Annotated in this window: 24 protein-coding genes and 1 pseudogene; 10 read left to right on the plus strand and 15 right to left on the minus strand. The window is 67.8% G+C overall.

The window, feature by feature from the left end:
* The first annotated feature begins 57 nt into the window (after positions 1 to 57).
* Positions 58 to 1452, plus strand: a complete 1395-nt coding sequence (locus tag JOF55_RS06295; RefSeq protein WP_310270950.1) for a neutral zinc metallopeptidase — start codon at positions 58 to 60, stop codon at positions 1450 to 1452.
* 129 nt (positions 1453 to 1581) lie between these two features.
* Entirely contained in the window at positions 1582 to 3048 is a 1467-nt protein-coding gene (locus tag JOF55_RS06300) for a neutral zinc metallopeptidase (RefSeq protein WP_310270953.1), read from the plus strand.
* A gap of 71 nt (positions 3049 to 3119) precedes the next feature.
* On the opposite strand, the gene JOF55_RS06305 is transcribed toward JOF55_RS06300, so the two are convergent.
* The gene (locus JOF55_RS06305; protein ID WP_374727407.1) at positions 3120 to 4049 is read right to left on the minus strand and encodes a tetratricopeptide repeat protein; all 930 of its coding nucleotides are present in this window, start codon (positions 4047 to 4049) and stop codon (positions 3120 to 3122) included.
* Between the two features lie 355 nt (positions 4050 to 4404).
* Here JOF55_RS06305 and JOF55_RS06310 point away from each other — a divergent pair, with 355 nt between their 5' ends.
* The gene (locus tag JOF55_RS06310; protein WP_310270959.1) at positions 4405 to 4662 is read left to right on the plus strand and encodes a cousin-of-CoaP protein; all 258 of its coding nucleotides are present in this window, start codon (positions 4405 to 4407) and stop codon (positions 4660 to 4662) included.
* Positions 4663 to 4744: 82 nt separating this feature from the next.
* Here JOF55_RS06310 and JOF55_RS06315 read toward each other — a convergent pair whose 3' ends face one another.
* Complete coding sequence (locus JOF55_RS06315) at positions 4745 to 5047, minus strand: MTH1187 family thiamine-binding protein (protein ID WP_310270964.1); 303 nt, start codon at positions 5045 to 5047, stop codon at positions 4745 to 4747.
* 223 nt (positions 5048 to 5270) lie between these two features.
* Here JOF55_RS06315 and JOF55_RS06320 point away from each other — a divergent pair, with 223 nt between their 5' ends.
* The gene (locus tag JOF55_RS06320; protein ID WP_310270967.1) at positions 5271 to 5771 is read left to right on the plus strand and encodes a MarR family winged helix-turn-helix transcriptional regulator; all 501 of its coding nucleotides are present in this window, start codon (positions 5271 to 5273) and stop codon (positions 5769 to 5771) included.
* Positions 5772 to 5859: 88 nt separating this feature from the next.
* Here the strand turns inward: JOF55_RS06320 and JOF55_RS06325 are convergent, their stop codons facing one another.
* A complete protein-coding gene (locus JOF55_RS06325; protein WP_310270970.1) occupies positions 5860 to 6219 on the minus strand; it encodes a DUF3817 domain-containing protein in 360 nt (119 codons plus the stop codon).
* Between the two features lie 348 nt (positions 6220 to 6567).
* On the opposite strand from JOF55_RS06325, the gene JOF55_RS06330 reads away from it, so the two are divergent.
* Entirely contained in the window at positions 6568 to 7002 is a 435-nt protein-coding gene (locus JOF55_RS06330) for a TipAS antibiotic-recognition domain-containing protein (protein ID WP_310270973.1), read from the plus strand.
* 71 nt (positions 7003 to 7073) lie between these two features.
* Entirely contained in the window at positions 7074 to 8429 is a 1356-nt protein-coding gene (locus JOF55_RS06335) for a DNA polymerase IV (protein ID WP_310270976.1), read from the plus strand.
* A 62-nt stretch (positions 8430 to 8491) separates the two neighbouring features.
* Here JOF55_RS06335 and JOF55_RS06340 read toward each other — a convergent pair whose 3' ends face one another.
* Positions 8492 to 9322 (minus strand): hypothetical protein, encoded by an 831-nt coding sequence (locus JOF55_RS06340; protein WP_310270979.1) that lies wholly within the window; start codon positions 9320 to 9322, stop codon positions 8492 to 8494.
* Between the two features lie 137 nt (positions 9323 to 9459).
* On the opposite strand from JOF55_RS06340, the pseudogene JOF55_RS24415 reads away from it, so the two are divergent.
* Positions 9460 to 9930 (plus strand): annotated as a pseudogene (locus JOF55_RS24415) (PIN domain-containing protein); the annotation flags it as partial.
* Positions 9931 to 9996: 66 nt separating this feature from the next.
* Here the strand turns inward: JOF55_RS24415 and JOF55_RS06345 are convergent.
* The gene (locus JOF55_RS06345; RefSeq protein ID WP_310270981.1) at positions 9997 to 11184 is read right to left on the minus strand and encodes an acetyl-CoA C-acetyltransferase; all 1188 of its coding nucleotides are present in this window, start codon (positions 11182 to 11184) and stop codon (positions 9997 to 9999) included.
* A 154-nt stretch (positions 11185 to 11338) separates the two neighbouring features.
* Here JOF55_RS06345 and mce point away from each other — a divergent pair, with 154 nt between their 5' ends.
* Positions 11339 to 11779 (plus strand): methylmalonyl-CoA epimerase, encoded by a 441-nt coding sequence (gene mce / locus JOF55_RS06350; protein WP_310270984.1) that lies wholly within the window; start codon positions 11339 to 11341, stop codon positions 11777 to 11779.
* Positions 11780 to 11808: 29 nt separating this feature from the next.
* On the opposite strand, the gene JOF55_RS06355 is transcribed toward mce, so the two are convergent.
* Positions 11809 to 12453: a TetR/AcrR family transcriptional regulator gene (locus tag JOF55_RS06355; RefSeq protein ID WP_310270986.1), complete on the minus strand. Its 645-nt coding sequence runs from the start codon at positions 12451 to 12453 to the stop codon at positions 11809 to 11811.
* Positions 12454 to 12671: 218 nt separating this feature from the next.
* On the minus strand, positions 12672 to 13064 hold the full coding sequence (locus tag JOF55_RS06360) for an SPW repeat domain-containing protein (protein WP_310270988.1): 393 nt from the start codon (positions 13062 to 13064) through the stop codon (positions 12672 to 12674).
* Between the two features lie 166 nt (positions 13065 to 13230).
* Here JOF55_RS06360 and JOF55_RS06365 point away from each other — a divergent pair, with 166 nt between their 5' ends.
* Positions 13231 to 14715, plus strand: coding sequence for a coiled-coil domain-containing protein (locus tag JOF55_RS06365; RefSeq protein WP_310270991.1), 1485 nt, complete (start codon positions 13231 to 13233; stop codon positions 14713 to 14715).
* Positions 14716 to 14763: 48 nt separating this feature from the next.
* Here JOF55_RS06365 and JOF55_RS06370 read toward each other — a convergent pair whose 3' ends face one another.
* The gene (locus tag JOF55_RS06370) at positions 14764 to 15579 is read right to left on the minus strand and encodes an alpha/beta fold hydrolase (protein ID WP_310270994.1); all 816 of its coding nucleotides are present in this window, start codon (positions 15577 to 15579) and stop codon (positions 14764 to 14766) included.
* Between the two features lie 83 nt (positions 15580 to 15662).
* Entirely contained in the window at positions 15663 to 16412 is a 750-nt protein-coding gene (locus tag JOF55_RS06375; RefSeq protein ID WP_310270997.1) for an alpha/beta hydrolase, read from the minus strand.
* A 144-nt stretch (positions 16413 to 16556) separates the two neighbouring features.
* Between JOF55_RS06375 and JOF55_RS06380 the strand changes: the two genes are divergently transcribed.
* On the plus strand, positions 16557 to 17132 hold the full coding sequence (locus JOF55_RS06380; RefSeq protein ID WP_310270999.1) for a hypothetical protein: 576 nt from the start codon (positions 16557 to 16559) through the stop codon (positions 17130 to 17132).
* Between the two features lie 21 nt (positions 17133 to 17153).
* Here the strand turns inward: JOF55_RS06380 and JOF55_RS06385 are convergent, their stop codons facing one another.
* From JOF55_RS06385 to JOF55_RS06410, 6 genes are all read right to left on the minus strand, one after another.
* On the minus strand, positions 17154 to 17456 hold the full coding sequence (locus tag JOF55_RS06385) for an Rv1322 family protein (RefSeq protein ID WP_310271002.1): 303 nt from the start codon (positions 17454 to 17456) through the stop codon (positions 17154 to 17156).
* A gap of 43 nt (positions 17457 to 17499) precedes the next feature.
* Positions 17500 to 18498: a DUF3558 domain-containing protein gene (locus JOF55_RS06390; RefSeq protein ID WP_310271005.1), complete on the minus strand. Its 999-nt coding sequence runs from the start codon at positions 18496 to 18498 to the stop codon at positions 17500 to 17502.
* A gap of 89 nt (positions 18499 to 18587) precedes the next feature.
* Positions 18588 to 19322, minus strand: a complete 735-nt coding sequence (gene dhaM, locus JOF55_RS06395; RefSeq protein WP_310271008.1) for a dihydroxyacetone kinase phosphoryl donor subunit DhaM — start codon at positions 19320 to 19322, stop codon at positions 18588 to 18590.
* Complete coding sequence (gene dhaL / locus JOF55_RS06400) at positions 19319 to 19975, minus strand: dihydroxyacetone kinase subunit DhaL (protein WP_374727408.1); 657 nt, start codon at positions 19973 to 19975, stop codon at positions 19319 to 19321. The genes dhaM and dhaL overlap by 4 nt, the downstream gene beginning before the upstream one ends.
* A gap of 78 nt (positions 19976 to 20053) precedes the next feature.
* Positions 20054 to 21049, minus strand: coding sequence for a dihydroxyacetone kinase subunit DhaK (gene dhaK, locus JOF55_RS06405; protein ID WP_310271014.1), 996 nt, complete (start codon positions 21047 to 21049; stop codon positions 20054 to 20056).
* 208 nt (positions 21050 to 21257) lie between these two features.
* Complete coding sequence (locus JOF55_RS06410; RefSeq protein WP_310271017.1) at positions 21258 to 22805, minus strand: aldehyde dehydrogenase family protein; 1548 nt, start codon at positions 22803 to 22805, stop codon at positions 21258 to 21260.
* Positions 22806 to 22818 lie beyond the last annotated feature (13 nt).

A 22818-nucleotide genomic window follows, 5' to 3' on the forward strand; every position in this document is an offset into this window, starting at 1 on the left:
AAGACCGCTTCGGCCGCCGGCCCCGGAGTCGGCGATCGAGTTGGGAGGTCGGATCGCGTGCGCGCACCACGGGTCATTCCGGCCATGGCGGCGGCCCTGCTGCTCGCCGTCATCGTGGCGGTCTTCGGATGCTCGAGCATCGCGGGCACCGCACGACCGACCGAGAACATCCTCGTCCGGCCGGTGGACCCCTCGTTCGTGTACGGCACGGACGGCAGCAGCATCGACAGGCTGGCGGCCACCGTCGTCACCGATGTGCAGGCCTACTGGTCCCGGGCCTTCCCGCAGCACTTCGGCAGCCCGTGGCGCGATATCGACGGCGGTTTCTTCTCCGTGGACACCACCGACAAGGACAGCGACCCGCCCCCGTGTACCGCGGAAGTCGCCGATCTGGCGGGTAACGCCTTCTACTGCACCGCGCTGGATGCCATCGCGTGGGACCGGGCGGCCCTGCTGCCCGTGCTGGCCGAGCACTACGGCCGGACGGCCGTGGTCGCCGTGCTCGCCCACGAGATGGGGCACGCGGTGCAGCACCGGCACAGCACCCCTTCCGGTGACACCGGATCCGGCGCCGCGGGCACCTCCACCAGCTCTCCCATACTGACCGAAGCGATCGCCGACTGCTATGCGGGCGCCTACGCACGCTGGGTCGTCGACGGCCACTCCGAACGCCTGCACATCAGGAAAGCGCAACTGGACGGTGCGATGCGTGCGCTGACGAGTTTCCGCGATCCGGTCGGCACCCCGCGATCCGACGCCGGTGCTCACGGCACCGCATTCGATCGCGTCTCGGCCTTTCAGGACGGCTACCGCGGTGGGCCGAGTTCGTGCGCGGAGATGACGAGGCACAACCGATTCACCAGTACGGCGATGACGTCGGCCCCGGAACGCCGCAACCAGCCGCTGGAGAAAATCCTGCGTTCCCGCGCAGCCGCCATGCGGGCCTACTTCGCCGGACTGGTCGATCGCAGGGGTGGGCACTGGACCGATCCCGTCCTGCACCGCGCGTCCCCGGCGAATTGCACCGAGGGACGTCGAAGGGCCGAGGACCGTCGAAGGCCGGTCGTCTACTGCCCGCAACCGCCCACAGTGCTCGTCGACCGCCGTGAGCTTGCGAACACGCATGGCGAGATCGGTGACCAGGCGAGTGCCACGGCCCTGGCCACAGGGTATGCACGGGCCGCCCTGTCCGGCCTCGGCAGACCCACATCCGGTGCCGAGGCCGCCAGGCAGGCGAGTTGTCTGGCCGGCGCCTACACCGGATCGGTGCTGCACGAGGCCGCTCGGCGACCGCCGCTGTCCGCGAGTGATCTGGACGAGGCCGTCATCCTGCTTCTGTCGGAGGAGAAGGTCGGCCGCGCCGCTTCCGCTACGAGCGCACCGACCGGATTCGACCGGGTCACCGCCTTTCGGGCCGGCGTGCGCGGCGGCGCGGACGCCTGTGGTGCATGAAGCCCGATGGTGCGGACGAGATCGGGGCCGTGATCGGCACCCGTTAGGCTCTGCGGTGGCACTCGCCGGCGGCCGAGGCCGCCCGGGGTGGGGCCGCGAGAGACCTTCGGGCAAGGATGAGGCGCGGTAGTGACAGCGACAGTGGGAACACGCCATCGGAAGCGCTTCATCGGCGCGGTCCTCACGGTGGTGGCGTGCCTGGCCGCCACCGGTTGCGCGCACCCGATCAGCGGGATGCCGACCACGGCAGGCAGCTTGGCCACCGCTTCTGTCGCGGGACTGCCCGCGACGAACGGCCCCAGCGGCCCGCGACCGGGAGTGCCCGACGCGAGCCTTCCGGTGGAAAACAGCGCAGGGGGCGAACTCGACACGCTCGCCACCAACGCGGTCGCCGATATTCGGGCCTACTGGAAAAAGGCCTTTCCGGAAACCTTCGAGGGCCGGGAGTTCGCCCCGGTCAAGCGCCTGGTCTCGTATGACTCCACCGGATCCGGTGTCCAACTGTGCAAGCAGAGCACGGCAGGCCTGGTCAACGCCTTCTACTGCCCGCTCGACGACGCCATCGCCTGGGATCGGGGCAGGATGCTGCCCATGCTCGAAAGCAGCTTCGGGCCGATGGCGGTGGTGACCGTGCTCGCCCACGAGATGGGGCACGCCATGCAGCACCGCGCGGGAGTCCTCGACAAGGACACCCCCACGCTGGTGCTCGAACAACAGGCCGACTGCTTCACCGGTGCGTTCTTCCGCCACGTCGCCGAGGGATCGGCCGAGCATTTCCGCATCTCCACCGGTGCGGGCCTCAACAATGTCCTGGGCGTGCTCAACTACATTCGCGATGCACCGGGTCGAACGGGATTCGCAGGCCCCCGGGCACACGGCAGCGCCTTCGACCGGATCTCGGCGTTCCAGTACGGATTCGCCGACGGCCCGGAGCGCTGCACCGAGATCACCGCGGACTCCGTCAAGCAGCGCACCACCCAGTTCCAGTTCTGGAAGGACGCCCAGGAAACCGACCTGCCCATCAACCGCAGCAGCGTCGAGATCGTCGAGGAGAGCCTGCGACGGGTCTTCGCCGACACCGGCGCCGCACCGCCCCGGATCACCACGCAGCAGCTGTCGTGTCCCGGACTGTCACCGACGTCCCCGGCGTTCTACTGCCCGGAGACGAACACGGTGTCGCTGGACATGCGGAAACTCCACGAGATCGCTCAGCCGCCGAGCACCGATCAACGGAAATCCGGCTATGGCGATTTCGCGGCCTACGCCCAGGTGGCCTCGCGCTACGCCCTATCGGTGCAGAACGCGGCAGGCCTCTCCCTGGACGACGAGGCCGCAAGCCTGCGTACCGCGTGTTTCGTCGGCTCCTGGAGCGGCCTGCTCGTGGAGGACCCCATCGGCAGGCGCAACCCCGTCGGCAAGCTGCGGATCGCCCCCGGCGATGTGGACGAGGGCGTGGCAGCTCTGCTGAGCAGGGACAGCCTGATCGCGGCCGACGTCGAAGGTGATCAGGTCCCCGCCGGATTCGCTCGCGTGGAGGCCTTCCGGATCGGTTTCCAGCAGGGCATGGGAGCCTGCGTCGCCAAATACCGGCACTGAGCGGACACGGCTGATCGGGTCGCCGCGGGCTGGCGAGGTCCGCACATCGCCCACCCGTCGGCGTTCGCGCGTCAGAACAGGGCGCTGGCCAAGTTGCGTCGGGCGGTGGCCACGCGCTCGTCCCCTTCGGGGAAGAGTTCGAACATCTCGATCAGATGCTCCCGCACACGGTTGCGCTCATCGCCCGAGGTGCGCTTGACCGTGCGCACCAGCCGGTCGAAGGCCGGCTCCACCCGCTGTGCGGCCAACTCCGCATCAGAAGCCGCCAACTGCGCGTCCACGTCGTCCGGAGCCGCATCGGCCCGCTCGATCGCCGAGGGGTCCGCGCTCTCGGCTCGCGCCGTGAACCGCACCTGCGCCAGCGCGGCCTTGGCCTGCTCATTGCCGGGTTCGGCGTCGAGAATCTTCTGGTAAGCGGATTCGGCCGCCGGGTAATCACCGCGTTCGAGAGCGTCCTCGGCAACGGTGAAGCGGGGATCCTCGGGCTCCTCCTGCTGCTCTTGTGCTCCCTGCTCGGCCGCACGGATGCCGGGAAGCTGATCGCGCTGGGCATCCAGGATCGAGTCGAGCCACTGCCGGATCTGAGCCTCCGGCTGCGCACCGGCGAACGCCTCGACCGGCTGACCATTGGCCACCGCGATCACGGTGGGAAGCGACTGCACTCCGAACAACTGCGGAATGCGCTGGTTGGCGTCCACGTCGATCTTGGCGAGTACCCAGCGACCGCCGTCCTGCTGCGCCAGACGCTCCAGGACCGGCGAGAGCTGCTTGCACGGCTGGCACCAGTCCGCCCACAGGTCCACGATCACGGGGACCTGCATCGAGCGCTCGAGGATCTCTGTCTGGAACGTCGACTCGGTGACATCGACAACCCAGGAGTTGGCCCCGTCGGCACCGCCGGGCGACTGACCGCCCCCGGCCGCAGCCGACTGGCCCGTGCCCGAACGGGCCGATGCCTCCGCCCTGTTCTTGAGCGCCGACAGGTCTACCGCACCCGCCATCGAGGCGGACGCGTCTGCGTTCTGGCGTGGATCTGGCCGTGTCACGACTCCATCGTGACACGACACGCAGCGCGAGTGGTCCCCGGGAGCAGGATCGCCGGGCACCTCGCACCACCCGAGGAAGACTCAACAGCCCGATCAGCCGACACGCAACGTGCACATCACCGAGAGATCAACTCGCCCAGGTGAACCAGTGCCACTCGATCAGGTGGCATTGCCGAAAAAGACTCATCCTTCGGGTGCTCGGCGTCGAAGAACCGACAGAGCCTGCGTGAGCGGACATCCCCTCACTCGGGCTTGCGAGGACTCCGATGGAGGACCTCACCGTCCGAAGTTCGATGAGAGGTACGAAACAGTGCGTATTGCTACTCGCATTGCCGGTGCGACCGGTGTGGCCGCCCTCGGCATGGTGACCCTGGGCTCCACCGCGTTCGCCGACAGCGCCGACAACGACGGCATCAACGTGTTGAACGACAACAACATCAGTGCCGTGCCGGTGCAGCTGTGCGGCAACAACGTCGCTGCGGTGGGTGTCGTCATCCCGGTCCTGTCGCCGCAGCAGAGCCAGTGCGTCAACGCGCCGGTGGTGGACCACCCCTCCGCTGAGAGCTGAGCGCACCGCCGGTGACGGAGCCGGAGCGGCATCGGGTTCTCCCGGGGCCGCTCCGGCTCTTTTCTCGCCCGGCTATTCCCGGTCACTCCTCTGCGAGGTGGTCCTCGACGCGCTGCACCTTCTCCTGGAGCTGATTGGTGTGCCCGGGTCGGATATCGGCTTTGACGACCAAGCTGGTGCGCGGTGACCGGGCCGAAACGGCCTCGGTCGCCCGTTTGACCACATCCATGACCTCGTCCCACTCGCCTTCCACCGTGGTGAACATGGCGGTCGTCTCGTACGGCAGCCCGGAATCACGAACCACACGCACCGCCTCGGCCACGGCCTCGCTGACACTGTCCGAATCCCCGGCACCCGATGGCGCCACGCTGAATGCCACCAGCACGTCATCCTCCATTCCACGAGTCACAAGCCCACGAATTACCGGCCCACGGGCATCGAGTCCACGAGCCCATCACGATCTCCGGTGCACTTGCAGTGTGGCCGATCTCCTCCCGGCAGGCACGGTCTCACTCACCGGAACACACGGTCCCGCGCAGCACAGCACTGTGGCCGAAACGGACCGCGCTCACCGGCTCGGGGCATACTCGCTGCTAGCGTCGAATGCCATGAGCCCCCGTCAACCGCTGCCCTTCGACCCCATCGCGCGCGCAGCCGAAATCTGGTCCGAACGGGTCGGCCCGTCCACGACGATGGCCGCAGTGACCAGCGTGATGCGGGTGCAGCAGATCCTGCAGTCCGCGGTCGACGCAGCATTGCGCCCGCACAATCTGACCTTCGCACGGTACGAGGCCCTTGTCCTTCTCACGTTTTCCCAGCGCGGCAGCCTGCCGATGCGGGTCATGGGCGATCGGCTGCAACTGCACCCGACCAGCGTCACCAACATCGTCGACCGTCTGGAACAGGACGGTCTGGTGCAACGCCTTTCGCACCCCACCGACCGCCGAACCACGCTCGTCGAGATCACCGATAGTGGCCGCGATCTGATGAAGCATGCGACCGAATCCGTCAACAGGATCGACTTCGGGCTCAGCGGTATCACCGAACGTCAGACACAGCAGCTCACCGAACTGCTCAGCAGGGTTCGGCACGCCGCTGGCGACTTCTGACCGGTGGGCGGGAAGTTTCCGGTGGGGGTGGTCAATTTCTCGCGAAATTGGCCACCCCCGCCCAGGGCAAGGTCAGCCGGACACCGCCCTAATTGAGCGCGCGCAAGGCCCCGGTCAGCCGGGACCATGAGGTAGGCCCCAGGGGAATCGGCGTTTCCAGCAGCTCACGCCGGGTGGCCCAACGCTCGAAGACGACCGTGCCGAAGGGGGGCACAGAAGCGATCAGTGCCAGCACCAGAACACGGAACTTCCAGCGCAGCGGCCCGTACACGAGCAGGCTCGCCACCACGTAAGCGGTGAACACCATGCCGTGGATCCACCCGAAGATCGTGACGCCCAGCGGCTGCCCCAGTCCGTATTTGAATACCATACCGATCAGCAGGCCCGCCCAGGAAAACGCCTCGGCGATCGCGATCAGGCGGAACCATCCAACATACGTTCTCAGCACGCACTCACCGTATCCTGCGCACGGTTCGGTCGATTCTTCAGGTCTCCGGGCCCACCACCCTGCCGAACCCGAAAAATCCGCCCCGACCAGGAAAGAAGCACTGTGGCAACAGCACGCACCGAACATTACGGGGCGGCTGCACCATCGTGCTCCCCCACGCGGTGGGCACCCGGCCGAAGGGTGATGACACGGCGGTGCGCCGCCGCCCACCAGCTTTTCGGGCGAACCGCCACAGCACTCCTCCCCCCTCGGGTTAGTGTCGCCCGGACAGGTGACAACTGCGACCGAGAGTGGGCACACTCGACGCTCGCACAGGTGTCATACGCCGTCAGCGAAGGAAGGGGCGCCGTGCAGCCGGTGCAGGACAACTCCGATCTTCGGCGGGCCGAAGCCGCACAGGACGGCACCGCGCTGATCGGCTACATCGACCCGGAACGGACCGACCGCATCGGGGTCCCGGACCAGCCGGGCCACAACCGTGCCGGCGCCGACACGATCGGGCAGGACTGGAATCGGATCAGCGATCACATCGCCGAACTGTTCAGCGCCGGCGTGGCCGAGAACGATCCCCGCACTCTGAAGGTGATCGGCGAACACTATCGCTGGATCTGCCACTTCTGGACACCCGATCACGAATCCTACATTCGGCTCGCGCGGATGTATGTGAGCCAACCGAAGTTCCGCAAGCGCATCGAACGCAGGAGACCCGCGGGGCTGGCCGCCTACCTGCGCGATGCGATGATCGCCTACGCCTGGGCACACCTCCAGTCGACCGCCTTGTAACCGGTGAGTCGCGGGCACCGAGCGACACGGCGGCGACCTCTGCGTGCTCGATGTCGGCCGTATCCCGTTCAATGGTGCGCGTGAAGCGATGGGTGTTGCACATGGACATGGACGCGTTCTTCGCGTCCGTGGAGCAGTTCACCCGGCCGACGATTCGTGACCGTGCGGTACTCGTGGGAGGGCTGGGACCGCGCGGCACCGTCGCAGGCGCCAGCTACCGGGCTCGCGAGTACGGCGCGCGCTCGGCGATGCCGATGTCGGAGGCACGGCGCCGTTGTCCGGTCGCCGTGGTGCTACCTCCCCGCTTCCGCCTGTACCAGGCGGTCAGCAAGCAGGTCTTCGAGATCGTGCGCCAGGCCTCGGAGCACGTGGAGCAGGTCTCGGTCGACGAGGCTTTCCTGGAGCCCGACGCACTGGCAGGAGCCTCGGCCGGGACCGTGCAGGAGTTCGCCTCCCGGCTGCGCACGGCGGTGCTCCGGCAGGTCGGAGTGACCGCCTCGGTCGGCGCGGGCTCCGGTAAACAACTCGCCAAGATCGCCTCGGGACTGGCCAAACCGGACGGCGCGCGGATCGTCCCGCCGGAGCAGGAAGAGGAACTGCTGTCCGGTCTTCCGGTACGCAAACTCTGGGGCATCGGACCGATCACCGAGTCGAAACTGCATCGCATCGGAGTGCGCACGATCGGCGATCTCGCCGCACTGCAACTCGGTGATGTCATCTCACTGCTGGGGCAGGCGCACGGTGTCGAGCTGCATCGGCTCGCCCGGGGTATCGACGAACATCCGGTGGCCGAGCGCGGTGAAGCCAAGCAGGTCAGTGCGGAGACCACATTCGACATCGATATCACCGATCCCGTGAAGCTGACCTCGGAAGTCACCGGAATGGCCGAGGCGGCCCACCGGCGACTGGTGGCCTCGGGTCGCGCTGCACGCACGGTGACGGTCAAGGCACGCGACTCCACATTCGCCACGAGCAGCCGAGCGGAGACCCTGCCGACGGCGACGAGTGATTTTCCCGCACTGGCCGCGGCGGCCCGGCGGCTCGCACCGGTGGCAGCGCCGCCGGGAACACCGGTGCGGCTGGTGGGCGTGTCGTACTCGGGCTTGGCCGCGTGGGAGCAGGAATCCCTGTTCGGAAACCCGGCCGATGGGCAATCGCCATCCGGTGCGGCCGAGACGCAGGCTTCGGCCACAGCACCGCAGGTCTCGCACGATCCGGAGACCGGGGCACCACATGCCCGACGATGGCAAGCAGGTGACGATGTTCACCATGCCGAGTGGGGACACGGCTGGGTGCAGGGCTCCGGGATCGGCCGGGTCACCGTTCGGTTCGAGACGGCCCGCACCGGCCGCGGACCCACCCGCACCTTCGCAGTCGACGATCCCGCACTCTCCCCGGCCAACCCTCTCGCCAGCCTCGGGTGGTGAGAAAGCAGGGGCTGAAGTTTCAGGGAGAACTTCAGCCCCTGCCAAGCCCGACCGGACACGTCCTACTGCGGGGGGAGTTCGCGCCGGTAGTGGCCGATCCACTTCTGCGGTGCGACATCCTGCACGGCATGTTCCAGGTGACGAGGCAGGCGGCTCAGCGGGGGCAGGTGGAAGCGGTAGCGGATACCGGGCAGTCCGGGCATGGGTGCGGGTTCCTCGACCCGCCAGCGTTCGAATTCGGGATGCCGATGGACGAACGCCGAATCGGCCGGATAGAACTCGAAGGCCCGGCGGCGATCCGGCGGCACCATGCGCTTCTGCTGGATCGGGGGCAGCGAGCCGACCCCGGCCGCGACGATCTCGTCCCAGGGAACACCGAAGACCTCACCTCTGGTCCGCGCGTAGAGCGCACCGCGATCCAGGAGGAACCCCCTGCTGCTCAGCGTTCCCTTCGCCGAGGCCAGGAACCACAGGAAAATCGCACCGAACACGATCTGCCAGATCCACAACCACACACTGCCACCGCTGCCGGACAGCGCTGCCGCGCACAGGACGGTGAGAAATCCGCTGATACCGCCACCGACCAGCAGATTGCGGAAGGCGGCGGCACTGACGTCGACATCGCGTGCCTCGACACCCAGCATCGGAGCAGGCGCCGCGGGCACGTCCTGGTCCTTGGCGTAGGTCTTCGTTGCCGGACCGGAGGCGTGCGGGCGCTGCTCCGGGTACTGCGCCGTGGCCCGATGGGGCGATTGAGCCCGCTGGGCCACGGTGGGCTGCTCGGGCGCCGCCCGCCGTGGGACGGTCGCCCGTTGCGTGTCCACCCGATCGGTGCCCCTGCGATTGTCACCCACGCGATCGGCTCGCTGCCATCCGCCCGGAAGCCACTTCATGCCTGCCAGGATAGCCCGAAGAGGCACTGTTGATCTCGTTCGGTGCCCCGACCTCGGGATGTCCACCGGAGCTCTTGTGGCGTTCTCGCCCCCAAGGGGCGTAGCACTACGCAGCCACCTCCTTTTGCGCTGCCGCCATGAACCCTCCGATTGCCCGACGCGAACTGCGCAATGACAGTGGAATCGCGGCCGAAGAGCCCGGCCTGGATTCAGCAGAATTCCTCGCCGACCTGGATCGTGTTGTGGACCAGGACGGGCTTCTCGGTGAGCAAGGCCAAGCACCGCTGGACACCTGCGTTCTCATTGATCTCCACGAGATCGACGCACAAGAACTGACAGCGGATCAATACTACCTCAGCGTGATCAACATCGCCGAGCTCACGACAGGCACCCATGCCTCCGATAAACCCTCGGTACGAGCCACGCGCTTACGGCGCTTGCAATCGGTGGGGTCCCACTTCGACCCGATTCCATTCGATACTGCTGCAGCACGCTCTTATGGTCAGGTCTTTGCGGCAGTTCAACAGGCAGGGCGTCAGCCACGAAGTCGGCTTGCCGACCTTCTGATCGCCTCGATTGCGATCGCACGGGGAATGACGTTGATCAACCGCAATCCGGACGACTTCACCGGATTGAACTCGCCGCTGACTGTCGAAGCGATCCGACTCTCGCCGTCAGCTCTGCGGCACGCGCAGGATCAGGGCGTCACCCTGGCCGCCGCCACCACACAGCGCCGCCGCACCACTGCCGCCGCCGCGTCGCTTCAGCTCCAGGGCCAGGTGCAGAGCCAGCCGGGCACCCGACATACCGATCGGATGCCCCAGCGCGATCGCTCCCCCGTTGACGTTGACCCGATCCTCGTCGAGGCCGAGCGCACGGGTGGACACGATCCCGACCGCGGCGAAGGCCTCGTTGATCTCGACCAGATCCAGCTCTTCCGGAGTGCTGTTCTCCCGAGCGCAGGCGGCTTTGATCGCGTTCGAGGGTTGCTCGTGCAGACTCGCGTCCGGGCCTGCGACCACACCGTGCGGGCCGATCTCGGCCAGCCACGGCAATCCGAGCTCAGTCGCCTTGGCCTTGCTCATGACCACGACCGCAGCCGCACCGTCGGAGATCTGCGAGGCCGACCCGGCCGTGATCGTGCCGTCCGCCGCGAAGGCAGGCCGCAGCTTGCCCAAGCCCTCGGCCGTCGTATCGGCACGCACGCCCTCGTCGGTGTCCACCACGACCGGCTCGCCCTTGCGCTGCGGCACGGTGACCGGAGCGATTTCCTCGGCGAAGACACCGTTGGAGGCCGCCGCTGCGGCACGCTGATGCGAGCGCGCGGCGAAGGCGTCCTGCTCCTCGCGGTCGAGCCCGTGCCTGGAGTTGTACTTCTCGGTGGAGGCCCCCATCGCGACCTGGTCGAAGGCACAGAACAGACCGTCGTGGGCCATGTGGTCGAGCATCTGCACGTCGCCGTACTTGAAGCCCTCGCGCGATTTGCCGAGCAGGTGCGGCGCCTGGGTCATCGACTCCTGGCCACCGGCCACCACGATGTCGAACTCACCGGCCCGGATCTGCTGGTCGGCCAGCGCGATCGCATCCAACCCGGACAGGCACACCTTGTTGACGGTCAACGCGGGAACGTCCATCGGAATACCGGCCGAGGCGGCGGCCTGGCGTGCGGGAATCTGCCCCACGCCTGCGGTCAGCACCTGCCCCATGATCGTGTACTGCACCTGGTCGGGCCGCACTCCCGCACGCTCCAGCGCGGTCCTGATCGCCACACCGCCGAGCTGGGCACCCGAGAAGTCCTTCAGCGAGCCGAGCAGGCGCCCCATGGGCGTGCGCGCCCCGGCCACGATCACGGAACTTCCCACGACTACCTCCCGGTACTGCTACTGCTGATTGCCCTCCATGCTGCCCCGTCCGCATCATGCGGACCAGACCACAACCGGATAAACGTGCCATGTGTGAGGCGGCGCACAGGAGCGCTTCTCTCGCCATGCCGCGGAGCGCGTTACGCTCCGCCGCATGCAGCAGGCATTGGGCGAACTCCTCAGCAGCATCGATCACGTCGGTATCGCGGTCGCCGACCTCGACACCGCGATCGAGTTCCAGCGCGAAACCTTCGGACTCGTACTCACCCACAGCGAGGTCAACGAGGACCAGGGGGTGCGCGAGGCCATGCTGTCCGCACCCGGTGATACCACCGGTGCCACCCAAATCCAGTTGCTCGCACCGATGCGCGACGACTCGGCCATCGCCAAGTTCCTCGACCGCAACGGGCCCGGACTGCAGCAGCTGGCTTTTCGGGTCACCGATGTCGACGCCGCCTGCGAGGCACTACGGGACAAGGGGGTCCGGTTGCTCTTCGAGGCACCGCGCAGGGGTACGGCGAACAGCCGCATCAACTTCGTGCACCCCAAGGACGCCGGAGGTGTTCTCGTCGAGCTGGTGGAGCCCGCCCGCTGAGGACGGTGGTTTTCGCCTTGCCCGGGCCCTCATGAAGCCCGCCCCGTTCCGTGGCCCCGCGCCGGGACGCACTCCAACGCCTGCGCGATGAAACCGACCTCGCGCTGTAGTTCGGAATCGTCATCCGTGTGCCGCGCGACGGAGTGTCGATGGTGGACGGCACGTGCGAGCAGGAGCGCTGCGGTGTCGATATCGCCGCCCGTGCCTGCGGGCAGCGCCACTTCGATCACCCGACGGATCTGGTCGACAACCCGCTCGAACCGAGCCTGCAAGGCCTCCCGCACCGCACTGTGGGTGTCGGCCTCCCGCCAAAGCAGATGACTGAGCAGCAGTGAGGAGTCCAGTCCGGCGTCCAGGTGGCGCACCAATCCGCACAGGCTCGCCGAGACATCCCCGTGGACGACGACTCCTTCCGGGTCCACTCTCTCCTCGGGCAGACGCTCGACCAGCGCAGCGAGCAGGTCCTGCTTGCGCCGAAAATAGTAGTGAATGAGTCCCTTCGGGACGTCGGCATGCTCGGCGATGCGCGATGTCGGGGTCGCATCGAATCCGCGGCGGGCGAACAGCTCGCCCGCCGCGACGAGAATGCGCTCTCGCGTGGAGGCGTGCTCGTCGACGGAACCGTCTTCGGCGCCTGCACCCGGCGGTGAGTCCCGCTCGATCGCCTCCGCCATGGGTTCACCCTCCCGCATTCTTTCCACGCGGCCTCGTACCGGCCGCCCGATCCACGCACGTCTCGCGACGCTTCCCGGAACATACGACCCGGGAAGTCCGGGCCGACAACAACACCGAACATCACGGCGCGGCCCGGAAGTCGCCTCCGGACCGCGTCGGGATGTCCGTGCCGGAAGCCGAGGTGGCCCGCTCCCGGCACGCCCTCAATGCTGTGCCCTCAATGCTGTGCTGCCATGCCACCCGTCCGGTGCGCGGTTCCTGCCTCGGGAAGTGCTGCGGCTCCGGCGATCACGGCCAGTGCGCCGACCACCCATGAGGTCCACGCAGCACCCGCGAATGCCGTATAGCCGAGCACCCACGGAGAGATGAACAGCAGTACACCGAGCAGCATGTGTGCGTACTCGCTGGTGATGGAGCCCGGCATCGCAAGCGACCATGCACCACCGATCACCAGCAGGCCACCGAGCACGAGCATCGTCAACAACGCGCTCGCATTGGTCGCCGTCCACAACATCGTCGCCAGAATGAGATAGGCACCCAGCACCACGGCGACCCAGTCCTGCCAGCGCGTCCATGCCCGCGCCGACGATCCACCCGACTCACCGGCCATGTCGATCACCTCCACTGACCGTCCCCTACACTGACCATAGTTGCCTTGATTGGCCAGGCGGTCAAGTACCTTTTCGCTGCTGTCATCCCCTGCGCGAGCTCCGGAAATCCGGTTCCGCCATCCATACCCACCAACAGCGGCGGCGGTCGGCAGGTAGCGTTGAGGTATGGGTCTTGCCGACGATCGTGATCTGCTGCCGCTGGGATCGGGCTTCGATATCGTTCGAAAGGGTGGCTATGACCGCGCTCAGGTCGACGAGCACCTCGAACGCGTCGACGCCGACCTGAGCATCCTCACCTCCGATCGAGACGCCGCCGTCTCCCAGGCAGGCGACCTGTCCAAGCAGCTGGAGTCGGCCCGGTCGGAGATCGAGAATCTGCGCGGTCAGATCGAGCGGCTGGCCAAGCCACCGACCACACTGGAAGGCCTCAGCGAGCGTCTGCAGCACATGCTGCGGCTGGCGCAGGAAGAGGCCACCGAGATCCGGAATCGGGCCGAGAGCGATGCGGCCGAGACTCGGTCCGAGGCCGAGACCGAGGCAGGCGAGCTGCGGAAAAGCTACGAGAACCTGATCGCCGAGATGGAAACGCGCCGCGGCGAGATGGAAGCCGAGCACCGCTCGACGATGGAGACGGCCAAGGCCGAGGCCGAACGAATCACGCAGGAGGCGGAGGAGAACCGCAAGCGGGCCGACGAGGAGTCGCAGGCACGGCGCGAGCAGGTCGAAGAGGATTTCGAGATCGCGATGGCCGCTCGGCGTACCGAGTCCATGCAGACTCTCGCCGAACAGGAAGCCACCAGCAAGGCCGAGGCAGAACGGCGGGTGGGAGAAGCCACCGAAGAAGCCAACCGGCGCCTGCGGGAAGGTACCAACGAGGCGCACCGGCGTGTCCGGGAAGCCACCGACGAATCGAACCGACTCGTTCGAGAGGCCACCGAGGAAGCCGAACGACTGCACCGCGAAAGCACCGAAGCAGCCGAGCGGCGGGAAAACGAGAGCAAACAGGAAGCCGAGCGGCTGGTCACCGAGGCCACCGAGAAGTCCCACCGGATGGTTCGGGAAGCCACCGACGAAGCCACTCGACTGATCGAGGAGGCGACCCAGGAGAGCAACCGGCTTCTCCGGGAATCCCGTGCGGACGCCGAACGACGTATCGACGACACCACCCGGGAGTGTCTACGCCGTGTGGACAAGGCCGACGAGCAGGTGACCGCACTGTCCGAGCTCCGGGACACGGTGGCCGCGAAGTTGCGCGACGCCGCCGAACTGTTCGGCCGGACCACGCCGATCCTGGAGCGCATCGACCGGGACGATGCCGACGAAACCACGCTCCGGGAAACCGCCGACGAGGCCCGTGAGCAGGCACGTCGGCAGGCCCGGGAAGTACTGGACACTCCTCGCCCCGCGCAGGAGACGGCGCAGTCCGAGGCGACCCGAACCACCGAGACGGCCCGAACCACCGAGACGGCCCAGAACGACGGAGACTCCGAGGATTCCGAGAGCTCCGAGGCCGGTTCGGACACCGGCGAGGAACCGACCGAGAGGATTCAGCGCGGCAAGGAGCGGGCGGGCGATCCGTACGATCCCCCGACGCAGCGGATCCGGTTGCCCGTCTCCGAGGACGAGTCGACCGTGCGAACCCACGGTTGATCCTATCTCCGGGTGGGTTGGTCAATTTCTCGCGAAATCGACCAACGCTCAACCGATGCGATCGAGCCAGGGCAGCACGGCGTTCGCGAACGCCTCCGGGGTCTCCATCGCGGACAGATGTCCGGCCCCCGGCAGGGTGACCAGTTCCGAATGGGGCAGCACCGCCGTGACATCCCTGGCGGTCTCCGGCGGAGTGATCGCGTCCTCCTCCCCCACGACGACCAGTGCGGGACCGGTGAAGCCGCGGAGTGTGCCGGTGCTGTCCGGGCGTGCCGCCATCGCGCGCTGTGCCCATGCCACGCCCTCGGCGGGTTGCTCGTCGATCAATGTGCCGATCTCGTCGACAACGCCGGGCCGCTCATGGCGAGTGGTACGGCTGACGAGACCGGGAAGGCTGTTCTCGGCGAGCCACCCTGCCGTTCCCTCGGCCTCGGCGCGGTCGGCGACGTTGCGGCGGTTGGCGCGCTGATCCTCGTTGTCGGCGATCGTCTTGGTGTCGGCGAGCAGCAGACCCGCGACACGCTCCGGCGCCGCCCGCAGCACTGCCATGGCGACGTACCCGCCCATCGAGCACCCGCCCAGGACGACTTCCGACAGGTCGAGACCGTCCAGCAAGGCGATCACATCGGTGGCCACGGTCTCGAGGTCGGGCTGCTCCGCAGCACGCCGAGTGGCCCCCTCATCGGCCAGGTTCGGAGCCGACGAGCCGTCCAGGGGACTCTGCCCGAGGCCCCGCTGATCCGGGGTGATGACTCTGGCCTGTCCTTCGAGCAGTGCCCGCGTACCGTGCCACATGCGCGCGTCCACCGGGAACGCGTGCAGCAACACCAGCGGTGGCCCCACTCCCGATTCGATGTAGTGCACATCCCCATCCTGCCGCAGGAGATCACCGCTCGCGCACCGCCACCGGCACGCGTCCCGCAGCGTGCCGAGCGGACCTGCGGTACTCAGGAATCGACGATGGTGACCTGATGGGTTTCGGCAGGACCGTCCCAGGTGGTCGGCAGCGGTGTCGGCACGTCCGGAGCCACGACTCGAACCAGGGCGTCGAGAGCCTGCTCGGCCTTGCCGACCCACAGGTGCTTGGTGCCCGGGAACCCGACCACGTTCGCCTGCGGGAGCGCGGCGAATCTCCGCTGGGCTTCCTCCGGTTGAAGATAGTCGTCATACTCGGGAACGAAGGCGTGCACCGGCTTACCGGAATCACCCCAGGCCCGCAGGTGCTCGTCGGTGCTCCACCGCAGGGGCGGGGAGATCAGCACCGCACCCTGCACCAACGGATCCAGACCGTGCACCAGTGTCAGATCGGTACCGAACGACCATCCGAGGAGCCATACATTGGGTAGGTCGTGGAACTCCGCATACTCCAGGGCGGCGGCGACATCGAACCGCTCGGAGTCACCTCCGTCGAAGCTCCCCTCGCTGCGCCCGGCCTCGCTGGCGGTGCCGCGCGTGTTGAACCGCAATACCGCGAGATCGGCCAGTGCGGGTAGGCGCCAGGCAGCCTTGCGGAACAGGTGCGAATCCATCATGCCGCCGTGGGTGGGCAGTGGGTGCAGACACACGAGCGTGGCCCGCGGAGCCCGGTCCTGCGGCAGTGACAGCTCACCGATCAATGTCAACTCGTCGGCGGTGTGCAGGGTGATCGGTTCCCGCCGCCCCGGCAGCACGGTGTTCGCACGGATGTCGGTACTCATCGCCGACGATCCTGTCACGACCGTTTCGGATCCGGTGTCCGCGCCCTCCTCCGGACAGCCGAGGTGCAGTGGCGCCGATCGCCGATCATGATGTGACAACCGGGACTCGCTGGAGGAGCACGAGCACGGACGAAAAGGAGAACCATGAGCGACCCCCGATCCGGTCCGGATCCGGACGACCCCGATCGTGAGTACCGGCACGAGCCACCGCCGCCGCCCCGGTATCCAACTCCCGCATCGGAACAGCGGGAGCAGCCGCCGCGACCGCCCATGCCCGCCCTCGTCCATTATCTGACGATCGGGCTCTTCGTTCTCGTGGCGCTGCAAGCACTCAGCGCCGTCCTCCTGCTCGCAACCATGCCTGCCGTCATCGACACAGCCGTGGACCGAATGAGTCAACAAACCCCACGGGTGTCCCCGGAGCAGATCGAAACGTTCACCCGCATCACCGTCATCGGTGCAGCCGTCCTCGGTCTCGTCCTTGCCGCGCTGTTCCTGTGGCTGACGATCATGGTGCGCAAGGGCCGTAACTGGGCACGCATCACGTCCACGGTGTTCCTGGCGTTGGGAGTTCTCTTCGGCCTCGGCAGTCTCGGCGGAGGCGCGGGCATCGCCACGGTGATCAGCACCATCATGCTGCTGCTCGAGATCGCAGTGCTCATCATGCTCTGGCTGCGCCCTTCGAACGAATACTTCCGTCCCGAAAGACACCCCGCCTGAGCATCCGACCGACATCGAGGGTCAACGGCGACTCGGGCCTTGGCGTCTGCGCCCTCGCCAGCAACCGGTGTGCCAGTGGCGCCGGTCCTCGACACTGCCGTAGTCGTCGGCGGGCCAGGCCACGACGTGGCCCACACCGGGGCGGATCTCGTGATCGCACCCGGGACAGCGGTAAAGCTTGGTCGCCTGTGCGGCGGGCACCGTACGCACCATCCAGTCTCCGTCCGGCCCGGCCTCCACCTGTGCGAAGCCGAACCCCGCACCCATCGGGCGGATGCCGGGCTGCGCCCGCTTCGGGCGGCCGGGACGGTTTCGACGAGGCATGGCAACCACGTTAACCGCGGATTTCGTGACTCGATCCAACCGGTCATCGCGAACGCGGCAGCTGCGGCCAGACCCGCTCGGCGATTCCCCGGGCAAACTCACAGGCGCGGATGCCGTCGCCGCCCGGAACCGCGACCACCAACATGGCCACTTCCACCTGCTTCGTCTCGGGCGGCCCGAACGGAATGTGTGCGGTCTCGGCCATGCACAACGGCACCCGGGGATCGCCACCGACGATGCTGATCACCGTGCGGCGCCCGGCGATGCGCTCTTCGACCGCCGCACCGTGCAGCACCCGGGGAGGGGATCCCGCGGTGTGCACCATCCGGACTCGCGGCTGTCCGGCTTGCTCCGAACCCCACCGGCACTGATGCCCGCCCGGAGCGGAGTGCGGCCGTGCCCGTTGCAATCCAGGTACTCGCTGCACGACCGCAGTGCTCACCATCGTGCAAGGGTCGATCAGGGCCAGCGAGTTCGGCGGGAAACGACGGTGTCCGATCCGATTCGCCGCGATGGCATCGACCGCCGTCTTCGCTCCCGCCTCGGCCATCCGGCACAGTCCCGATACCGGGTGGCCCTCCAGCAGATCAGCGCTCACCTGCATCGCGACCCCGTCGGAGAACAGGATCTGCCGCGTGCAGTGGCCGGGTACCGGCGCCTTCCGCACGATCCGCAACGCCGCTCGGCGGGTCACGGGCAGTCCTCGGGTGACCTCGACCGGATCGACCTTGCGCAGCTCACCCACGGCAAGCTGCACCAGGGACCCTCCGGACATCCGGATATGCAGCAGGCAGTAGTCGAGCGAGACCGTTCCCGCGTTGTCGACCTGCCCGAACCGCCGCAACGCCGCCGGATCGGTCAGCGTGCACGGATCCACTGTGCGCAGGTCTCCCAGAACCGCACTCGACAGGTGGGACGGCGGGGTGCTGCTGCGATCCGGTCCCGGCTCGACGGGAGCCCCTCCCGCGCAACCGACTGCCAGGATCACCAGCAGCAGCGCGAGAATCACCGGCATGCCTCGGAAACGACGGCGTGGCGGCATTGGGTCACCTTAATCCGCGGGAGCGCACGAAAGCAGCACGCAGGGCACGGGATGAACGTAGCTCCCCGGCCGGTGCACGGGGGACCGTGTCACTCGTCGAAACCACGAGCGGCGAGATCCACGATCCGCTGCACTGCCTGCCGCGCGTCTCGGCCGGTCGCGCGAAGAACGATCCGGTCTCCCTTCCGTGCCCCGAGTCCCATCACGCCCAGCACGCTGCTCGCATCGGCCTCGGTATCGCCGAGGGACACCGTCACGGTGGCCTCCAAACCGGTCAGGGTCCGGGTCAGCAGTGCCGCAGGCCGTGCGTGCAGTCCGATCTCGTTGGTCAGCACGAGCTCCTCGCGGACTTCGGCCGTCCCGGTGGCCTCCTCGTCCGCACCGACCGGATGAGCACTGCTCTGCTCGGCACCGGTTGCCTCGGACGCCTGCTCGGCCCCGGTCGATTCCGCGCTCACCGCATCGGTGGCCGCGCGTGCGACCGCTTCGAGCCCGCTGCCGCCCTGCGCCGCGACGGCGGCAGCAACCGCGCCCTCGACCAGCGGTGCCTCGGCCACGATCGCGGAACTCGGATCTCCCAGTGACTCGACGGCGAGTTCGGCGGTCATCTGTGCGCTGCCCAGGTCGTACAGCAGCACCGCCCCCGAACCGCTGTCGGCATCGGACAGCGCCGCCGACACCATCTCGAAGTCCGTGCCGGTCGCGCCGTCGGGAAGACCACCGGCGGCCACCACCCGCACCTCGGGTGCCATCTGGGCGGCCAGTTCGACGACTCCCTCGGCCAACCGGCCGCTGTGCGCAACGATCACCAGTCCCACACTCATCGGGCAGCTCCCGCGGCTCCTCCTGCTTCTCCGGCTTCGGCGAACGCCGCGAGCAGCAACGCCGTCGACCTGGCCCCCGGATCGACGTGCCCGGCGCTGCGTTCTCCCAGGTAGGAGGCACGGCCCTTACGCGCCACCAGGGATTCGGTCGTTTCGGCGCCGGTGTGCGCGGCGTCGGCGGCTGCCGCCAGCACCGTGGCGGCTCCTGCACCGCTCTCGGCGGAGGCTTTGGCGGCCTCCACCGCCGGGGAGAGTGCGTCGATCATGGTCTTGTCGCCGGTGACGGCCTTGCCGCGTGCTTCGACGCCCTCCATCCCCGCCTGCAGGGCACCCACGAGCACGCTTCCGTCGAGCTCGGCGGTCTCGCCGAGCGCGGAGGCGGCCCGTAGGAATGCGGTGCCGTACAACGGACCGGAGGCACCACCCACGGACGAGATCAACGTGGTGCCCACCAGTTTCAGCGCCGCCGCCGGAGTTTCCGGCGGCGCGGAGTCCAATTGTGCGACGACCGCACGGAATCCACGATCCATGTTCTCGCCGTGGTCGGCATCGCCGATCGAGCGATCCAGCCGTACCAGCTCATCGCGATGTTCGGTGATGGTTTTCGCGCCCGCGCATAGTGCCGCGATCACATCCTGGGTCGTACAAGGCATCGGGCCCACCAATCCGTGGAGTTGCTGCTCACCCATCTCCAGGGTCACTCGTGCTGAGAATTCCTGCGGGAGGGTGCCTCACCAGTGCAGGGCAGGGGTGTGCACGGGCGAGTCCCAGAGCTCGGTGAGTTCGGCATCGAGTTTGAGCAGGGTCATGCTCAGCCCCTGCATCTCGAGGCTGGTCGTGTACGGGCCCACCAGGCGTCGTTGTACCCGGATACCGCGCTCCGCCAGCAATCGCTCGGCGACCCCGTGCGCCAGGTAGAGCTCCATCAGCGGTGTGCCGCCCATCGAATTTGTCAGCAGCAGGACCTCGTCCCCCTCGGTGAAGGGCAGATCCTCCAGCACCGGGTCGAGCAGCCTGCGGACGATGCCGTCCGCGTTGTCCAGCGGCACCCGCTCACGGCCGGGCTCGCCGTGGATACCGATGCCGATCTCCATCTCGTCCTCGTCGAGAGTGAAGCTCGGCTCGCCCACGTGCGGGACCGTCGGAGCGGTCAGTGCCATGCCCATCGACCGGACCCGCTCGCTGACCCGCTCGGCCAGCCGGTGGCATCCGTCGAGGTCCGTGCCCTGCTGTGCGGCCGCACCCACGATCTTTTCCAGCAGCACCGTACCGCCGACACCGCGTCGCCCGGCCGTGTGCGTGGAATCCCGCACCGCCACGTCGTCCTGCACGACGACCGTGCGCACCTCCGTGCCCTCGGCGGAAGCCAGCTCCGCTGCGGTTTCGAAATTGAGCACATCGCCGGTGTAGTTCTTCACCACGAGCAGCGTTCCCGCTCCGCCTTCGGCCTGGGAAATGGCCGCCTGCACCGCGTCCGGCGTCGGCGAGGTGAACACCGGCCCGGGAACGGCGGCGGAGAGCATGCCCGGACCGACGAAGCCGCCGTGCAGCGGCTCGTGGCCGGACCCACCGCCGGAGATCACCGCCACCGTGTCCCGCACCGGTGCGTCGGCGCGGACGATCAACGCCGGATCCGTGCGGACGCGGACCAGGTCGGGATGAGCCAGCGCCATGCCCCGGAGCGCATCGCCGACCACGTTCGCGGGTTCATTGAGGATCTTCTTCACTCTCGGCCTCCTCACTGCTCGGTGGGAAAAGCATGACGGCACCGCGCGCGGCACGCGGGCCGGCCGCCCCCTGTTGGAGTGACCATGTGCAGTTTCGCGCGAAACCGCGTTTTTCTGATTTCGCGCGAAACTGCACTAGCTGCAGGGCCACGTTGTCCACAGGGACCTTCGGTATCCACAATCGGCTCCGGAAAAAGGAGAGTGCTCCTCAGCGCCCGCGCACCATCCGCACCAACCGTACGAGACGCCGCACCGTGCGTGGCGAGCGATTGAACGTCATCGGGTTGAGCGGAATCCGGAACTTGGTGCGGGTCACCGACTGGGTACGGGCGAACTCGCGCAGACCGTCGGCACCGTGGATTCGTCCGAAGCCGGAATCGCCGACACCGCCGAAGGGCAGCGCGGGCACGGCGGCGAACGAGATCACGGAGTTGACCGCGACCATGCCGGAGCGCAACCGCCGTGCCAGCTCTGCACCACGCGACCGGGAGAACACCGTGGCTGCCAGCCCGTATCGACCGCTGTTGGCGCGTTCGATCCCCTCGTCCACATCGGCCACACGATCGACCACGACAGTCGGACCGAAGGTCTCCTCCACAGCCGCCTCGGCATCGGCGGGAACATCGGTGAGTACCACGGGTTCGACGAAGGGTGGCCGCACCGAGTCGCTGCCCCCGACGACCGCACGCCCACCGAGACGCAGGGCATCGTCGACATGGTGGCGGATCACGTCCACCTGGGACGACATGGTGATCGGGCCGAAATCCGCCCCGGGCTCGCTACCGGGCCGGAGCTCCGCAGCACGCTCGGTGACCAATGCGAGGAACCGGTCGGCCACGGCCTCCACGACATAGACCCGCTCGACACCGATGCACGTCTGCCCCGCGTTGGACATCGCTCCCCAGACGGCGGCCTCGGCGGCGGCGCGCAGGTCCGCATCGGTGTCGACGATCAGTGCGTCCTTACCGCCGCACTCCACGAGCACCGGAGTCAGCGTTTCCGCACAGGTGGCCATGACCCGCTTTCCCGTCTCGGTGGAACCGGTGAAGGCGAGTTTGTCCACTCCCGACCGGCAGAGTGCCGCACCGGTCGCACCGAAGCCGGTGACCACCTCGAACACCGGCTGCTCCGGTACGACCTCGGCGAATGTCCTCGCCAGCCACTCCCCGACCGCCGGAGTGAGTTCGCTGGGTTTGAACACGACGGTGTTGCCCGCCGCCAGCGCGTAGGCGATGGAACCCATCGGCGTGAACGCCGGGTAGTTCCAGGGGCCGATGACGCCGACCACGCCGAACGGCAGGTATTCCACGGTGGCCGCCTGATTGGCCATCAGCACACCGGGCGAAACCTTGCGCCTGCGGAGTACGTTCTCGGCCTTGTTCGCGGCCCAATGCAGGTGGTCGATGACCAGCACCAGTTCCATCCTGGCGTCATCGAGCGGCTTGCCGGTCTCCGAGCAGATCACCCCGGCGGCCTCGTCGATTCTGCGCATCAACAGCTTGCGCCATGCGTCCAGCCGCTTCTGCCGCCCGGAAAAGCCCAGTTCAGCCCACCAGCGCTGTGCTTCGCGAGCACCGCGAACCACCTCGGTGACGTGGTCGGCGCCGTGGATCGGATGCGTGCCCACCACCTCGCCGGTACGAGGGTCGAGCGATTCGAATGTCGCACGCTCCGGCAGTCCGGCAGGGTCCGTGTCCGCCTCGGACGGACCTGCCTCGGACGGGGTCTCGACACTGCCACGGGCGGTCCGGGTCATCGCTGTCCTCCCA

Source organism: Haloactinomyces albus (genome assembly GCF_031458135.1).
Taxonomy (GTDB): Bacteria; Actinomycetota; Actinomycetes; order Mycobacteriales; family Pseudonocardiaceae; genus Haloactinomyces; species Haloactinomyces albus.

Bases quoted from the DNA above. Each gene is read 5' to 3' on its own strand.
- JOF55_RS06305 (WP_374727407.1), bottom strand. From the start codon at position 4,049: ATGGCGGGTGCGGTAGACCTGTCGGCGCTCAAGAACAGGGCGGAGGCA.
- JOF55_RS06320 (WP_310270967.1), top strand. From the start codon at position 5,271: ATGAGCCCCCGTCAACCGCTGCCCTTCGACCCCATCGCGCGCGCAGCC.
- JOF55_RS06335 (WP_310270976.1), top strand. From the start codon at position 7,074: ATGGTGCGCGTGAAGCGATGGGTGTTGCACATGGACATGGACGCGTTC.
- JOF55_RS06340 (WP_310270979.1), bottom strand. From the start codon at position 9,322: ATGAAGTGGCTTCCGGGCGGATGGCAGCGAGCCGATCGCGTGGGTGAC.
- mce (WP_310270984.1), top strand. From the start codon at position 11,339: ATGCAGCAGGCATTGGGCGAACTCCTCAGCAGCATCGATCACGTCGGT.
- JOF55_RS06355 (WP_310270986.1), bottom strand. From the start codon at position 12,453: ATGGCGGAGGCGATCGAGCGGGACTCACCGCCGGGTGCAGGCGCCGAA.
- JOF55_RS06360 (WP_310270988.1), bottom strand. From the start codon at position 13,064: ATGGCCGGTGAGTCGGGTGGATCGTCGGCGCGGGCATGGACGCGCTGG.
- JOF55_RS06365 (WP_310270991.1), top strand. From the start codon at position 13,231: ATGGGTCTTGCCGACGATCGTGATCTGCTGCCGCTGGGATCGGGCTTC.
- JOF55_RS06375 (WP_310270997.1), bottom strand. From the start codon at position 16,412: ATGAGTACCGACATCCGTGCGAACACCGTGCTGCCGGGGCGGCGGGAA.
- JOF55_RS06380 (WP_310270999.1), top strand. From the start codon at position 16,557: ATGAGCGACCCCCGATCCGGTCCGGATCCGGACGACCCCGATCGTGAG.
- JOF55_RS06385 (WP_310271002.1), bottom strand. From the start codon at position 17,456: ATGCCTCGTCGAAACCGTCCCGGCCGCCCGAAGCGGGCGCAGCCCGGC.
- JOF55_RS06390 (WP_310271005.1), bottom strand. From the start codon at position 18,498: ATGCCGCCACGCCGTCGTTTCCGAGGCATGCCGGTGATTCTCGCGCTG.
- dhaM (WP_310271008.1), bottom strand. From the start codon at position 19,322: ATGAGTGTGGGACTGGTGATCGTTGCGCACAGCGGCCGGTTGGCCGAG.
- dhaL (WP_374727408.1), bottom strand. From the start codon at position 19,975: ATGCCTTGTACGACCCAGGATGTGATCGCGGCACTATGCGCGGGCGCG.
- JOF55_RS06410 (WP_310271017.1), bottom strand. From the start codon at position 22,805: ATGACCCGGACCGCCCGTGGCAGTGTCGAGACCCCGTCCGAGGCAGGT.